Raw genomic sequence first — 14,671 nt, forward strand, 5'->3', positions numbered from 1 at the left:
TCAGCCCTTCCAGCAGCGTGTCACCGTGCCGCCGGTGACCTCGAAGTTGAGCCGCCCCGCCCGGTACTCCATGGTGATGATCGCCCCGGGCGGCAGCGACCGCACCGCCGACCAGCCGCGTTCTTCGGCGAGCCGCTCGGCCCGCGCGGAGTCGAGACCGACATAGTTGTCCGGATTGTCCTGGGGTTCTTCGGACCTGGGATTCGGTGCCATGCCCGCCACGGTAGGCGCCCACCGGCGACCGGGAAAGCCCGGACCCTCGCACCACGCGCCACTCGGTACGCATCCGGTCACGCTTCCGTCACAGACGGAAGGGCGGTCACCCGTCCTTCCCGCAGCCATTCGAACGTAATTCGCCATCTCTTCGCGGCCCCCTGATAAACCCCACCCAGGAAGGCCGGACCGGTAACACGCGGACGGCGAATTCCACAGATCAGCCGCACCGCCGCGCCTTACCCGCCTCTTACATACGCCATACATGCTGATGCCACGCGTCTTCGCGTCATCTCGTCGGCAGAGCACATAAAACGCCCACGATTTCTCCACACGACCCCCGCACCGCGCGTGCATACAGGGCCATGCATACCCGCCCTGCATACCGGGCCTTCATGAAGCCTCCCCCGAACCTCTTCCGGCGCGCAGCGACCGCGTCATCGCACGGGACAGCCGGTCCCGGGAAACCCTGATCGCGTCGACGAGCTCCGGGGGCTCCAGCACCTCGAACTCGAAGCCCATCACCATGACATGGATGACCATCACGTCGAGGCTCGGGGCCCCGGTGCGCAGCAGACAAGCCTCCTCGCCGTCCGGTTCCAGCGTCCCGGCGGAGGGCGAGATCCGCTCGGCGGCCTCCTCGATGGGCGCCAGCAGCCGAACGACGGCGTGCGAGGCGTACGCGCGCGTGGAGACGCCTTTGGAAACGTAGGCGGCCAGATCGTCGGCGGGAGGCGTACGAGGGGTGAAGCGCGGTCCGTGCGGCGGCTTCGGCGTGATGCGGTCCACCCGGAACGTACGCCAGTCGGCGCGGTCGACGTCCCAGGCGACCAGGTACCAGCGCCGCTCGGTGCACACCAGCCGGTGCGGCTCGACGGTACGGCGGGACACGGCACCTTCGTGTGTCCGGTACTCGAAGCGCAGTCGCTCCGTGTCCCGGCAGAGTTGGGCGAGTTCGCTGAGGACGGCCGGGTCGACCGCGGAGGGCAGCGACCCGCGCAGCATCGGCACGGTGAACGCGTTCAGGGCGCCGACCCTTCGGCGAAGCCGGTCGGGCAGCACCTGTTCGAGCTTGGCCAGCGCCCGTACCGAGGTCTCGCCGATGCCCTCGATGCCCTGTCCGGCCGCGGTCCGCAGCCCGACGGCCACGGCGACGGCCTCGTCGTCGTCCAGCAGCAGCGGCGGCAGTTCGGCGCCGGCGCCGAGCCGGTAGCCGCCGCCGGTGCCCGGACTGGCGTCCACGGGATAGCCCAGCTCGCGCAGCCGGTCCACGTCCCGGCGGACGGTACGCGGGGTCACCCCCAGGCGGCCTGCCAGGTCGGCGCCGGACCATTCGCGGTGGGCCTGGAGCAGCGAGAGCAGACGCAGCAGCCGTGCCGAGGTCTCCAACATGGGCCCGAGTCTGCCAGCGATCGAGGACAACCACTGTCCGCAAGGGTCAGGTCCGGTATGCCGACTGCGGTACGTCGAAGCGGTTGGCGTTCCTGTCCGGCGGACGCGGGCGCCCCACCCGGTCCGGGGACGGGGTGGGGCACAGCGCCTGAAGCGGGGGAGCGGCTCAGAAGTCGAGCTTCTGTCCGGGCATGATCAGGTCGGGACTACCGCCGATGACGGCCCTGTTGGCGGCGTAGATGTCCTGCCAGGTGGTCGCGTACCGGGCGGCGATGCCGCTCAGGGTGTCGCCGACGCGGACGGTGTAGTCGCCCCGGGACGCGCTGCGGCCCGTGTGGGCCGGCGAACGTTCCGGTGCCTTCGACGGAGCGTTCGACGACGCGGACTCACCGGAACCGGTCGTATTCCTGACCGACCGCTCGGTGGACGACTTGGCCGACTTCTTCGTCGACTTGGTGGCGGCCGAACCGGAGTCCGAGTCGGCGCCCGATACGGCGGGAGCGCTCCCGCCGGCCCCGGCGCGCGCCGAACAGACCGGCCACGCGCCCCAGCCCTGGGCGCCCTGGACCTTGGTGGCGACGGCGATCTGCTGGGACCTGCTGGCCCCGTCGGCGGTGGCCGCGTAGGCCGTGCCGCCGTAGGCGCGCCAGGTGCCGGCGGAGAACTGGAGTCCGCCGTAGTAGCCGTTGCCGGTGTTGATGTGCCAGTTTCCGCCGCTCTCGCACTGGGCGATGCGGTCCCACACCCCGCCGTCCGCCGCCGCGGCGTTGCCGGTCGCGGCCAGCAGGCCGAGCGGGGCGAGCAGTGCCGCCCCGGCGAGGACCGCCGTCTTGCGTGACTTGCGGGTGTAACTATCGGCACATTCGGACATGTAGATCCCTCTCCACAGACTCGGGCTCCCCGTGGCCGGGGCGCGTCGGCCGCGTAGGAACGCGGTCGGCACACTCCGCCCCGTCCGTCGGCGGTGGTGCTGCGCAGTGTCTGGTTCTGCGCGGCCGACGGACCTACCCAAGCGGTGCTAGGTGCACACGGCGGAGGAATCTATGGACCCTGACGAGGCGATTTCAACCAACTCCCTGTTGTCCCAGGCCAGTTCATGGTTACCGCGGGTATCAGCGATTTCCGGACACCCACTTCATTCGTGCATTTCACGATTTATCAACCAGCTACTCGGACAAACTGTGAGTCAGTTCACCAAACCAACTTCCGTAACCTGCCCGTTACTTCACATGGAGTGGCCAATTCCGCACCCAGTGTGACCGCGAACGCAGGATGGTTCGATTCTGTTCGCCGTGCAGCGTGACCCCGGCCACAGATCGCACGTTGTCATCTTCATGAGCCTGGGCTGTCCGGGTTCACCGGCCGGGGGCGACCCGGCCCCGCCACGCACCGCATCCCGAGGGAGCCACCCGTGCCGCGCATGCTCGATGTCAGCGACGAGGTCCGCGCCGAGATCGGCGACGAAGAAGCCGACCGGCTGCTCGCCGGCGACAACGCACCGGGCAGTTACGACTGCACGTCCTGCCGCACGCCGGGCGACTCCGCCCAGGAGCGCACCAGCACCGTCCTCTTCATCGGGGACGAGACCGCCGTCCTCGCCTTCGCCCACGCGGGCTGCCTGCCGTCGCAGGTCGTCCAGGTCACCGAGGAGCAGCTCCAGGGCGCGGTCCGCTCCATCAACGCCGACGAGGAGGCCCCGATGGCCGCGCCCGAGCAGGCCGTACTGGGGGTCACCAGCGGACTGGTCCTGATCGAGGGCGAGTTGCACCCCGCTCTGGTCGTCGAACCGACCGCCCCGATCGTCCGCCCCGGCGCGACCGGCGTCGGCGACGACTTCCTGCCGCTCCTCATCGAGCAGGGCTTCATGCCACTGACCGAACTGACGGAGGTGCCGCCCGTGCTGCACGGCTGGTCGGTGCTGCTCGCGGCGGGCCAGCTGCACGCCGTACTCCAGCCGGGCCCGAACGGCGGCTCCCCGGTCGCCTGGTGGCAGGCGCACCAGCCGCTCCAGGTCACCGAGAGCTGGCGCGCCGCCGCCAACAAGCACCAGCAGGTGCTGGTGTTCGCGGCACCGGTCGGCTCGATCGGCCGCCAGCCCCGCGAGGACCTGCTGCGGGACGCGCTGGACAAGGCGGCGGGTATCGGGAAGCTGGTCGCCGGCGCGTTGCCTCTGGCGGGGACCTGAGCACGTTGCCTCCGGCGGATACGGGGGCGCTGTAGACCGGGGGCGCTTCAGAGAGTTGGCGACTACCGGTTGAGTGCGGCTGGTCGCGCCCACGCGGCGGAGCCGCACATGTCACAGCCCCGCGCCCCTGCAGGGCGCTTCGCGGCCCTGCAAAGTCCGGGCACCGGCCGCATCCGTTGGGCGGCGGGGTCGTTTGGACGTATGTGCACACCTACGATGTCCCCCGCCGCCAGTCCTACCAGTCGATCCCGTCCGCGCGGTCGACCCAGGACTACCTCAGCGGCCCATCGGCCACGCCGATCTACGACGCGCTGTACGCGGAGTACGGCAAGTCCTTCCGTTCGCTGCCGGGTGACCGCAGCGGCGAGGAAGAGCTGGACTTCGCGGCGTTCAGGGCCAACCCGAGCGGCCTCGCCACGTACGGCGGCTCGTTCGGCTCGAACTCGGGCTCGTACAGCGCCTACAGCGCGGGGGCGTTCAGCGCGCGCAACGGCGGTCAGAGCGGTGGTCAGCAGTCCGTGTGGCAGCGGGTCGGGCAACTCGACACGCAGCAGGGACAGCCGGCGACCCCGACTCCGACCGCCGTGTGGCCGACGGGCGGACGACAGCAGCACTACACCGGGATGACCCACATCCCGGCGGCGCTGCCACCGGGCCCGCGCCGGCCCCTGTGAGCACCACCTGTATATGACTGAGGGCGGCTCCCCCCGGAGCCGCCCTCAGTCACGCAGCACATACGACGTACTACTGCTTCGTACTACTTCTTCCTGCCGCGCTTCTCACGCACCCGCACCGAGATGTGGATGGGCGTGCCGTCGAAGCCGAACTCCTCGCGCAGCCGGCGCTCCACGAAACGGCGGTAGCCGGCCTCGATGAAGCCGGAGGCGAAGAGCACGAACCGCGGGGGCTTGGTGCCCGCCTGCGTGCCGAACAGGATGCGCGGCTGCTTGCCGCCCCGGATCGGGTGCGGGTGGGCGGCGACCAGCTCGCCGAGGAAGGCGTTCAGCCGGCCCGTCGGAACCCGGGTCTCCCAGCCCGCGATGGCGGCCTCGATCGCCGGGACCAGCTTCTCCATGTGGCGGCCGGTGCGCGCCGAGACGTTGACGCGGGGCGCCCACGCCACCTGGGCGAGCTCGGTCTCGATCTCCCGCTCCAGGTAGTAGCGGCGCTCCTCGTCGAGCGTGTCCCACTTGTTGTACGCGAGGACGATCGCACGGCCCGCCTCGACGGCCATGGTGACGATCCGCTGGTCCTGGATGGAGATGTTCTCGGAGCCGTCGATCAGGATGACGGCGACCTCGGCCTTCTCCACGGCGGCGGCCGTACGCAGCGAGGCGTAGTAGTCGGCGCCCTGCTGGAGGTGGACGCGCTTGCGGATGCCCGCCGTGTCGATGAACTTCCAGGTGATGCCGCCGAGTTCGATCAGCTCGTCGACCGGGTCACGGGTGGTGCCCGCGATCTCGTTGACGACGACGCGCTCCTGGCCGGCCACCTTGTTCAGCAGCGAGGACTTGCCGACGTTCGGGCGGCCGATGAGGGCGATGCGGCGCGGGCCGCCGACCCCGGCACCGAAGGTCTGCGCGGGCGCCTCGGGCAGCGCCTCCAGGACGGCGTCGAGCATGTCGCCGGTGCCGCGGCCGTGCAGCGAGGAGACGGGGTGCGGCTCGCCGAGCCCGAGGGCCCACAGGGAGGTGGCGTCGGCCTCACCGCTCGGCCCGTCGACCTTGTTGGCGCACAGCACGACGGGCTTGCCGGCCTTGCGCAGCAGCCGGACGACCGCCTCGTCGGTGTCGGTCGCGCCGACCTTGGCGTCGACGACGAAGACGACCGCGTCGGACGCCTCGATCGCGTACTCGGCCTGCGCGGCCACGGAGGCGTCGATACCGAGGACGTCCTGCTCCCAGCCACCGGTGTCGACGACCTTGAAGCGCCGCCCGGCCCATTCGGCCTCGTAGGTGACACGGTCGCGGGTGACGCCGGGCTTGTCCTCGACGACGGCCTCGCGGCGCCCGATGATGCGGTTGACGAGCGTCGACTTGCCGACGTTCGGCCGCCCGACGACGGCGAGGACGGGCAGCGGCCCGTGGCCCGCCTCGTCGATCGCGCCCTCGACATCCTCGATGTCGAAGCCCTCCACCGCGGCGAGCTCCATGAACTCCGCGTACTCGGCGTCGCCAAGCTCTCCGTGCTCATGCTCTCCCGAGCCGCCGGAGGAAATGTGGTCGTTCATGAAGTCCGTACCTCGTTCATCGTGGTGATCGGTGGAACCCCCCGGTATCGGGTGATCCACTACTCAAACTGCTCAAGTACTCAAGTGTCGCTCAGCGCTCAGCGGGGCGCCCGGCGTTTTCCTGACGGCCGGTGAGCCGTCTGGCGTGCTCCAGGTGCGCGGTGAGCTGCTTCTGAATGTGTACGGTCGCCTCGTCCAGCGCCGCACGCGTACGCCGCCCGGTGCCGTCGCCCGCCTCGAACGGGTCACCGAAGACCACGTCGACGCGGCTGCGCAGCGCGGGCAGCCCCTTTATCAACCGTCCGGGACGGTCCGTGCTTCCCAGGACGGCCACCGGCACGACTTGGGCCCCGCTGCGCACCGCGAAGTAGGCGAGCCCCGCGCGCAGCGCGGCGAAGTCGCCCTCGCCCCGGCTGCCCTCGGGAAAGATACCGAGCACTCCGCCGTTCGCCAGCACTCCCAGAGCCTGGGAGATGGCGGTGCGGTCGGCGGTCGAGCGGTCCACCTTCACCTGGCCGAGGGCGTGCATGGCGGGTCCGAGGGGACCGATGAACGCCTCCTTCTTGACCAGGAAGTGCGACGCCCGGGGCGCCACACCGATGACCATCGGGCCGTCGATGTTGTGCGAGTGATTGACGGCGAGGATCACCGGGCCGGTCGCGGGGACCTTCCAGGCGCCCAGGACGCGCGGCTTCCACAGCCCGTACATCAGGCCGACGCCGATACGCCGCCCCACCTCGGCGCCGCGCGCCGTAGGAGCCTCGGACGTCTTCGACGTCTTCGACGGAACGCTCACTTCGCGTCCCGCTTCTCCTCGACGAGGGTGACGACGCACTCTATGACCTGGTGGAGGGTCAGCTCGGAGGTGTCCACCTCGACCGCGTCGTCCGCCTTGGCGAGCGGCGAGGTCTTACGGCTGGAGTCGGCCGCGTCCCGCTTCAGCAGCGCCTCACGGGTGGCGTCGACGTCGGCGCCCTTGAGCTCACCGCTGCGCCGGGCGGCACGCGCCTCCGGGGAAGCGGTGAGGAAGATCTTCAGGTCGGCGTCGGGCAGCACCGTCGTCCCGATGTCCCGCCCCTCGACGACGATCCCCTTCTCGGCGGCCGCCGCGATGGACCGCTGCAGCTCGGTGATCAGGGCACGCACCTCCGGTACGGCGCTCACCGCGCTGACCTTGGAGGTGACCTCCTGGGTGCGGATGGGGCCGCCGACGTCGGTGCCGTCCACGGTGATCGTCGGGTTCTCCGGATCCGTACCGGAGACGATCTCGGGCTTGCCGGCCACGGCGGCGATCGCGGTGGGGTCCGTGAGGTCGATGCCGTTGTTCACCATCCACCAGGTGATCGCCCGGTACTGGGCCCCGGTGTCCAGGTAGCTCAGCCCGAGCTGCGCGGCAACGGCCTTGGACGTGCTCGACTTGCCTGTGCCGGAGGGCCCGTCAATGGCGACAATCACTGCGGCGCGATCCACTGTGGAGGCACCTTTCCTGGTCCGGGGTGGTGGGGCGGGGACGCAAGGCGCCCCGGACAAGGTTACTGGGTGCGAGTCACTCGTCCGGCCGCACACCAGCCCCGGCAATCTCAGCCCGTCTGGGGGTCCCCCCTCTGGGGGGGGTTTGAGGACGAGGCCCCTTCAGGGCCGACAGGGGGTCTGGGGGCAGAGCCCCCAGCAACGGCGCCGCACCCCTACTGCCGAAGCGCCCACCCTCGCTCCCGCAGCGCCCCCGAAAGCACAGGAGCCGCCTTGGGCTCCACCATCAACTGCACAAGCCCCGCCTGCTGCCCCGTCGCATGCTCGATGCGCACATCCTCGATATTGACCCCCGCCCGCCCCGCATCCGCGAAGATCCGCGCCAGCTGTCCCGGCTGGTCGTCGATCAGAACGGCAACCACCTCGTACACCAGCGGAGCGGCCCCGTGTTTGCCGGGCACCCGAACCTGCCCGGCGTTGCCGCGCCGCAACACGTCCTCGACCCCGCTGACACCCTCGCGCCGCTTCGACTCGTCGGACGACTGGAGGGACCGCAGCGCCTGAACCGTCTCCTCCAGGTCGGCGGCGACGTCCGTGAGGAGGTCGGCGACCGGCCCGGGGTTGGCGGAGAGGATGTCGATCCACATCCCGGGGTCGGACGCGGCGATCCGGGTCACGTCCCGGATCCCCTGCCCGCACAGCCGTACGGCCGCCTCCTCCGCGTTCTCCAGCCGCGCCGCGACCATGCTGGAGACCAGGTGGGGCATGTGGGAGACGAGGGCCACGGCACGGTCGTGGGCGTCCGCGTCCATGACGACGGGAACGGCGCGGCAGTGCGAGACCAGCTCGAGGGCGAGGTTCAGCACCTCGGTGTCCGTGTCGCGGGTCGGCGTCAGCACCCAGGGACGGCCTTCGAAGAGGTCGCCGGTCGCGGCCAGCGGGCCGGACTTCTCGCGGCCCGACATGGGGTGCGAGCCGATGTACGACGCCAGATCGAGCCCCAGCGCCTCCAGCTCGCGGCGCGGACCGCCCTTGACGCTGGCCACGTCGAGGTAGCCGCGCGCGACGCCTCGGCGCATCGCGTCGGCGAGGGCGCCGGCGACATGCGCGGGGGGCGCGGCGATGATCGCGAGGTCGACGGGCCGTTCGGGCGCCTCGTCCGTACCCGCGCCCAGGGCGGCCGCCGTACGGGCCTGCTCGGGGTCGTGGTCGGCGAGGTGGACGACGACGCCGCGTGAGGCGAGGGCGAGTGCGGCGGACGTACCGATGAGGCCTGTGCCGACGACGAGTGCGGTTCTCACTGGGCGATGTCCTTGCGCAGGGCGCCCGCGGCACCGAGGTAGACGTGTGCGATGTCGGCGCGGGGCAGGTCCGACTCGATGTGCGCGAGGATCCGGACCACGCGTGGCATCGCGCCCTCGATGTCCAGCTCCTGGGCACAGATCAGCGGTACGTCGACGATGCCGAGCTTGCGGGCCGCGGCGGCCGGGAAGTCGCTGCGCAGGTCGGGGGTGGCCGTGAACCAGACGCTGATCAGGTCGTCCGCGGTGAGGCCGTTGCGTTCCAGGACCGCGGTGAGCAGCTCGCTGACCCGCTCGTCCATGTGCCCGGCCTCGTCCCGATCAAGTTGGACGGCGCCCCGGACCGCTCGTACCGCCACGGTGATGCTCCTCGCTCATATACGTGTTCGGAGCTGATCGCATGTTTCGCATCCACGGATCGGCTCCTGGTGCATCCAGCCTAGTCAGCCCGGGCGGAACGGACGCGCGTCGCCCGCCCGCTGAGACGCGTCGCGCGACGCGCGCCGGGCTCTGTCAATGTCACCCGATTCGCCCCGATCCGCGACTTGGAGCGCGAACACACCCGTGCGCCCTGGACGCGGGGGCGCGGGTCCGCTCTCATGGCAGGAAGCTCGCCTCGGGGGAGGCTCAAATGAAGCGCACCGGACCGCTTTTCACACTGCTCGCGGGACTGTTGTTGGCCCTGTTCATGCTGTCGCTCAACGCGACGACCGGGACGAAGCCGACAGCCACGTACCAGGCCGACCCACCCGCCGCCAAGGTGTCACCGGCGCCGGCGCCCACCGCCACGAAGGCGTCCCCGTCGCCTTCCCCGTCGCCCAGCAGGGCTCCCGCGCCGAACGCCGACTACGCGGGCCGTACGGACGACGACTCCTCCGCGGTGTCGGTCTCGCTGCGCGACGGCAGGGCGATCGCGTACTTCTGCGACGGCCATGACAAGGAGTCGTGGCTCAAGGGCGATGTCGGGACCGACGGTTCGATGAAGCTCACCGGCGGGGGCGGCTCCGTACTGAACGGCACCCTCAGGGGCAGGAGCATCCGCGGCACGGTCGACATCGAGGGCGGGCACTACGCCTTCACCGCGAAGAAGGCGGTCAAACCGTCCGGGCTCTATCGAGCCACCTCGACCGTACGGAACGCCAAGATCGACGGCGGCTGGATCGTGCTGTCCACCGGGGAACAGGTCGGCATCCTCACCCGCGACGGCAAGCCCTCCCCCGCGCCCCGGATCGACCCGGAGACCGGCGCGGTGACGATCGACGGCCGGCGGCTCACGGCCCGCCCGGTCACACCATGACGCACCGCCTCCACGCAGGGAGCCGAACATGACCGTGGACCCGAACGCCGCCACCCAGAGCTTCCCGCCGCGTCCGCCGGCCGCCGGCGGCCCGAACGCGGCCCACTACCTCGTTCCGGCCCTCGTCGCCGCCGCCGTGGCTCTGGCCCTCGGGGTGTACGGCAAGGTCCACGACCCGGCGGGCACCGCCTTCAACCTCGCCGGGTTCAGCAGCACGGGCGCGGTGAAGTCCTGGCTCGCGACGACGGCGTTCGGTTTCGCACTCGTCCAGGTCGTGTCGGCACTCATGGTGTACGGAAAACTGCCGGGCCCGAGTTGGTCGGCGACGCTGCACCGCTGGTCGGGGCGGATCGCGTTCCTGGTGGCGGTTCCGGTGGCGGTGCACTGTCTGTACGCGTTCGGGTTTCAAACCTACGATTCACGCGTGATGTGGCATTCTCTCCTGGGTTGCTTCGTCTTCGGCGTTTTCAGTGCAAAGATGCTGCTGCTTCGCTGGGATCGACTGCCCGGCTGGCTGTTGCCGGTCGTCGGCGGACTCCTCTTCACCGTCCTGACCCTCGTCTGGCTCACTTCCGCCCTCTGGTTCTTCCGCACCTTCGGAGTGACGACATGACGCAAGACCCGACGCGACGCACAGTCCTCCTCGCGACGGGCGCGGCGGCGCTCACGGCGGGATGCGGCGAGTACGGCGCCGGGTCCGGGTCCACGTCGGTCTCCGCAGGCTCCCCCGGCTCCCCCGGTCAGGAACTGGCCACGACGGCCGACATCCCGGTCGGCGGCGGCAAGGTCTTCAAGGACGAGCAGGTCGTGGTGACGCAGCCCAAGGAGGGCGAGTTCAAGGCCTTCACCTCGATCTGCACGCACCAGCAGTGCCCGGTGGCCAACGTCCAGGGCGGCACCATCAACTGCACCTGCCACGGCAGCAAATACAACATCGCGGACGGTTCGGTGGCCAACCCGCCGGCGACACGGCCGCTGGCCGAGAAGAAGATCACGGTGACGGGAAATTCGATCCGCCTGGCCTGACGTTCCCGCGTACGCTCCCGGAATGCGCCCGCGTTCCGGCCCCGAGAACCCCGAAACCCTCGTACGTGATCACACGGTCTACGCCTGTGTGATGGGTTCGCGCGCCTTCGGCCTGGCCACGGACGGCAGCGACACGGACCGGCGCGGGGTGTTCCTCGCGCCCACTCCCCTGTTCTGGCGCTTCGAGAAGCCGCCGACGCATGTGGAGGGCCCCGCGGAGGAACAGTTCAGCTGGGAGCTGGAACGCTTCTGCACACTGGCTCTGAGGGCCAACCCCAACATCCTGGAGTGCCTCCACTCCCCGCTCGTGGAGTACGCCGACGACACCGGGCGTGAACTCCTCGCCCTGCGCGAGGCGTTCCTCTCCCGCCAGGCGCACGAGACGTTCGCGCGCTACGCGCTCGGCCAGCACAAGAAGCTGGAGGCCGACGTCCGCGTCCACGGCGCGCCGCGCTGGAAGCACGCGATGCACCTGCTGCGTCTCCTGATGAGCTGCCGCGACCTGCTGCGCACGGGCACGCTGACGATCGACGTCGGCGACGAGCGCGGCCCGCTGCTGGCGGTGAAGCGGGGCGAGGTGCCGTGGGCGGAGGTCGAGTCCCGCATGACCGGCCTCGCGGAGGAGGCCGAGAAGGCCGCCCACCGCAGTCCGCTCCCCGAGGAACCGGACCGCCGTCGCGTCGAGGACTTCCTCGTCCGCGCCCGTCGCGCCTCAGCCCGCCAGCCGGACCCGTACGACGAAGTCGTGCAGGGCGTCGTGCGCGACCGGGGCGTCCGGCAGCACTGAGACTCCCTGCGCGTCGTCCAGTACGCGGTGCAGCCGCTCCACATCGCCCGCCACGCGCGCGTGGTCGACACCGGCCGGCCCGTGCTCCCGCTCCGCCTTGGCCGCGATCAGCTCCGGCAGATACACGGGGGCCTCGCCGATCCCCTCGACGAGCGTGGGCAGATGCGCCTGCACACCGCCGCCGCGCATCAGCTGGATGCCCGTGAGCAGTGCCCGGAACGTGTAGAGCAGCGGCTTGAGTTCACCGCTCTTCTCGAAGAGCCGCCACTGCGTCTGCGCGAAGCCCCGGTAGTGGTGGGCGTGGTGGCTGGTGAGAACTCCGGCGGCGAGCACGGCGAGTTCGTGGTGGCTGTCGGTCGTGTGCACGACCAGGGGGGACAGCAGCTGCTCCAGCACATAGCCGTTGCGGCGCAGCATCAGCCGTACGAACTTGCGCAGATCGTGGGTGACGAGGTCAAGCTCGACTCCGTCCCGCACCCACATCCGCGACCGGGTCTCCGCCGCTTCGCGCAGGCCGACCAGGTCGGCGGTGGGCAGCAGATGGACGCCTCGGAGGTCCACGTCGGAGTCGCGGGACGGGAAGCCGTAGAGGTGGGCGCCGGAGACCGTGGCGAAGAGCACCGGGTCGGGCTCTCCGGCGACCACCGGCGCCAGGTCGAGATCGGGGAGGCCGGCGAGACCCAGCGCGTCGTTCATCCGTCAAGCGTCCCAGAGCGCCCCGAGCGTCTGCAGGTCACCCCCGTACTCGATGCGGTCCACCCAGGGGGTCGGCCAGGCGTCGGTGCCGTGGTGGGCGCCGGCGAAGGCGCCGGTGAGGCAGGCGATCGAGTCGGAGTCGCCGGAGGTGCAGGCGGCGCGGCGCAGGGCCGTGAGGGGCTCGCCGGGGAAGAGCAGGAAGCACAGCAGGCCGGTGGCGAGAGCCTCCTCGGCGATCCAGCCGGCGCCGGTGGCGAGACAGGGGTCGTCCTCGGGCGAGGCGGTGCGGAGGGCGAGCCGGAGCCGGTCCAGGATCGCCAGGCACTCGTCCCAGCCGCGGGCGATGAAGTGCTCGGGGCTCGGATCATGGCTGTGCGTCCACAGGTCGCCCAGCCAGCGGTGGTAGTAGCGGCTGCGGCTGTCGTGGGCGTACGTACGCAGCAGGGTCACCAGCTCGGCCGGGTCGGCGCCCTGGGCGAGCAGCCGTACGGCGTGCGCGGTGAGGTCGGACGCGGCCAGGGCCGTCGGATGCCCGTGGGTGAACGCGGCCTGCAACTGGGCGGCGCCCGCGCGTTGTTCGTCGCTCAGCCCCGGTGCCAGGCCCACGGGCGCCACGCGCATGTTGGCGCCACAGCCCTTGGAGCCGAGCTGGCTGGCCTCCTGCCAGGGCAGCCGCTCGTTCTTGAGCAGGTTGCAGGCGACGAGGCAGGTGTGGCCCGGCGCCCGGTTGTTGTCCGGCGACTGGAACCAGTTCACGAACTCCTCGCGCACCGGCCGTTCCATCCGAAGCGGGGTGAGCAGCCCCCGGTCCATCGCCGTACGCAGCCCGTGGGCGAGCGCCAGCGTCATCTGCGTGTCGTCGGTGACGATCGCGGGCGTGGGCAGGTCCATCTGCCGCCAGGGGCCATGGGTGGCGAGGATCGACGGGATGTCCTTGAACTCGGTCGGGAAGCCCAGGGCGTCGCCGAGCGCGAGCCCGATCAACGCTCCGCTGGCGGCGCGCTTCCTGACAGTCGTGGTGGTCATGCGGGGCGTCCTTCCGGTGACGACGGCGACGAGGTAGGGGATGACGGGGACGAAGGGGATGCGGAGGCTGATGCGGAGGCCGGCGTAGGCGAAGGGGGCGCGGCGGGCGACACCGACGTGGCCGGGCGCAGCAGCGGGGGGTTCAGGGTGGCCGCGGTGCCCGCGCGGTACAGCGCGGCGGGTTTGCCCCGGCCGCCGGTGAGGCGTGCGGCGCCCGGTACGGCTTCGACGAAGCCCGGGGTGGCGAGCACCTTGCGGCGGAAGTTGGGCGGGTCGAGCGGGGTGCCCCACACGGTCTCGTAGACGTGCCGCAGCTCGCCGAGGGTGAACTCGGGCGGGCAGAAGGCGGTCGCGATGCGGGAGTTCTCCAGCTTGGCGCCGACCCGGTCGTGGGCGTCGGCGAGGATGCGGTCGTGGTCGAAGGCGAGCGGCCCGAGCGCGTTGTACCGCAGCCACTGGGCCTGCGCCGCGTCCCCGCCGGAGTGCGGTTCGGGGGCGTGCGGCAGCAGCGCGGCGAAGGCCACGGACACGACCCGCATTCTCGGGTCGCGGTCGGGTTCGCTGTAGGTGCGCAGCTGCTCCAGATGCAGCCCGGACACGTCCGACAGGCCGGTCTCCTCGGCGAGTTCACGCCGGGCCGCCGTCTCCGCGGACTCGTCGGGCAGCACGAAGCCTCCGGGCAGCGCCCAGCGGCCGGCGTACGGCTCGTGACCGCGCTCGATGAGCAGCGCGTGCAGCGCGCCCGCCCGGATGGTGAGCACCGCCAGATCGACGGTGACGGCGAAGGGTTCGAAGGCGTACTTGTCGTACCCCTCCGGGGCCCGGCCCCGGCCCGCTCCGTTCAGCGGTGCGGTCATGCCCACCACCTCCTCACAGCCGTTTTTATGGTCACCATGACCAATAGTCACACCGACTATAAAGAGCGCGGCCCACCCGCACAAGCCTTCTTGACGACTCCCATACGCCAAAAGCCCCTCAGCGCCCCCTCAAGCGCCCAGGAGGGGTCAGGAGGCCCCGAGGGACCTGAAGGGCACCGGATCCCCTCCAG

Annotated in this window: 17 protein-coding genes; 6 read left to right on the plus strand and 11 right to left on the minus strand. The window is 70.8% G+C overall.

All coding sequences use genetic code 11. The features are described 5' to 3' along the window. From ADL01_RS14500 to ADL01_RS14510, 3 genes are all read right to left on the minus strand, one after another. Positions 1 to 213 carry an I78 family peptidase inhibitor gene (locus ADL01_RS14500; RefSeq protein WP_053742433.1) on the minus strand — a complete coding sequence of 71 codons (213 nt, stop codon included), beginning with the start codon at positions 211 to 213 and terminating at the stop codon, positions 1 to 3. A 393-nt stretch (positions 214 to 606) separates the two neighbouring features. Next, on the minus strand, positions 607 to 1,605 hold the full coding sequence (locus ADL01_RS14505; protein ID WP_053742391.1) for a helix-turn-helix transcriptional regulator: 999 nt from the start codon (positions 1,603 to 1,605) through the stop codon (positions 607 to 609). A gap of 166 nt (positions 1,606 to 1,771) precedes the next feature. Beyond that, positions 1,772 to 2,476 (minus strand): transglycosylase family protein, encoded by a 705-nt coding sequence (locus tag ADL01_RS14510; protein WP_053742392.1) that lies wholly within the window; start codon positions 2,474 to 2,476, stop codon positions 1,772 to 1,774. A gap of 540 nt (positions 2,477 to 3,016) precedes the next feature. Here ADL01_RS14510 and ADL01_RS14515 point away from each other — a divergent pair. Continuing rightward, entirely contained in the window at positions 3,017 to 3,790 is a 774-nt protein-coding gene (locus ADL01_RS14515) for a hypothetical protein (RefSeq protein WP_053742393.1), read from the plus strand. A gap of 203 nt (positions 3,791 to 3,993) precedes the next feature. Next, the gene (locus tag ADL01_RS14520; RefSeq protein WP_053742394.1) at positions 3,994 to 4,464 is read left to right on the plus strand and encodes a hypothetical protein; all 471 of its coding nucleotides are present in this window, start codon (positions 3,994 to 3,996) and stop codon (positions 4,462 to 4,464) included. An 83-nt stretch (positions 4,465 to 4,547) separates the two neighbouring features. On the opposite strand, the gene der is transcribed toward ADL01_RS14520, so the two are convergent. The 5 genes from der to aroH form a co-directional block, all read right to left on the minus strand. Then, entirely contained in the window at positions 4,548 to 6,020 is a 1,473-nt protein-coding gene (gene der, locus ADL01_RS14525; protein ID WP_053742395.1) for a ribosome biogenesis GTPase Der, read from the minus strand. A gap of 91 nt (positions 6,021 to 6,111) precedes the next feature. Continuing rightward, a complete protein-coding gene (locus ADL01_RS14530; RefSeq protein ID WP_199834824.1) occupies positions 6,112 to 6,855 on the minus strand; it encodes a lysophospholipid acyltransferase family protein in 744 nt (247 codons plus the stop codon). Further along, the gene (gene cmk, locus ADL01_RS14535) at positions 6,813 to 7,490 is read right to left on the minus strand and encodes a (d)CMP kinase (protein WP_053742396.1); all 678 of its coding nucleotides are present in this window, start codon (positions 7,488 to 7,490) and stop codon (positions 6,813 to 6,815) included. The genes ADL01_RS14530 and cmk overlap by 43 nt, the downstream gene beginning before the upstream one ends. 215 nt (positions 7,491 to 7,705) lie before the next feature. Further along, positions 7,706 to 8,791, minus strand: a complete 1,086-nt coding sequence (locus ADL01_RS14540; protein WP_053742397.1) for a prephenate dehydrogenase — start codon at positions 8,789 to 8,791, stop codon at positions 7,706 to 7,708. Further along, a complete protein-coding gene (aroH, locus tag ADL01_RS14545) occupies positions 8,788 to 9,150 on the minus strand; it encodes a chorismate mutase (RefSeq protein ID WP_053742398.1) in 363 nt (120 codons plus the stop codon). Before aroH ends, ADL01_RS14540 begins: the two co-directional genes overlap by 4 nt. 272 nt (positions 9,151 to 9,422) lie before the next feature. Between aroH and ADL01_RS14550 the strand changes: the two genes are divergently transcribed. The 4 genes from ADL01_RS14550 to ADL01_RS14565 are packed head-to-tail and all read left to right on the plus strand — an operon-like array spanning position 9,423 to position 11,901. Beyond that, complete coding sequence (locus tag ADL01_RS14550) at positions 9,423 to 10,088, plus strand: hypothetical protein (protein WP_053742399.1); 666 nt, start codon at positions 9,423 to 9,425, stop codon at positions 10,086 to 10,088. Positions 10,089 to 10,116: 28 nt separating this feature from the next. Then, the gene (locus ADL01_RS14555; protein WP_053742400.1) at positions 10,117 to 10,701 is read left to right on the plus strand and encodes a DUF6529 family protein; all 585 of its coding nucleotides are present in this window, start codon (positions 10,117 to 10,119) and stop codon (positions 10,699 to 10,701) included. Beyond that, a complete protein-coding gene (locus ADL01_RS14560) occupies positions 10,698 to 11,114 on the plus strand; it encodes a Rieske (2Fe-2S) protein (RefSeq protein WP_053742401.1) in 417 nt (138 codons plus the stop codon). Before ADL01_RS14555 ends, ADL01_RS14560 begins: the two co-directional genes overlap by 4 nt. Positions 11,115 to 11,136: 22 nt before the next feature. Further along, positions 11,137 to 11,901: a DNA polymerase beta superfamily protein gene (locus ADL01_RS14565; RefSeq protein ID WP_053742402.1), complete on the plus strand. Its 765-nt coding sequence runs from the start codon at positions 11,137 to 11,139 to the stop codon at positions 11,899 to 11,901. Here the strand turns inward: ADL01_RS14565 and ADL01_RS14570 are convergent. Genes ADL01_RS14570 through ADL01_RS14580 form a run of 3 tightly spaced genes read right to left on the minus strand, consistent with a single transcriptional unit; the run spans position 11,827 to position 14,480 of the window. Next, positions 11,827 to 12,597, minus strand: a complete 771-nt coding sequence (locus tag ADL01_RS14570) for a DNA polymerase beta superfamily protein (protein ID WP_053742403.1) — start codon at positions 12,595 to 12,597, stop codon at positions 11,827 to 11,829. The genes ADL01_RS14565 and ADL01_RS14570 overlap by 75 nt on opposite strands. 3 nt (positions 12,598 to 12,600) lie before the next feature. Further along, positions 12,601 to 13,623 (minus strand): ADP-ribosylglycohydrolase family protein, encoded by a 1,023-nt coding sequence (locus ADL01_RS14575; protein WP_053742404.1) that lies wholly within the window; start codon positions 13,621 to 13,623, stop codon positions 12,601 to 12,603. Beyond that, positions 13,620 to 14,480, minus strand: a complete 861-nt coding sequence (locus ADL01_RS14580) for an NUDIX hydrolase (protein ID WP_053742405.1) — start codon at positions 14,478 to 14,480, stop codon at positions 13,620 to 13,622. The genes ADL01_RS14575 and ADL01_RS14580 overlap by 4 nt, the downstream gene beginning before the upstream one ends. Positions 14,481 to 14,671: the final 191 nt, after the last annotated feature.

Source organism: Streptomyces sp. NRRL WC-3618 (assembly GCF_001280005.1).
Taxonomy (GTDB): domain Bacteria; phylum Actinomycetota; class Actinomycetes; order Streptomycetales; family Streptomycetaceae; genus Streptomyces.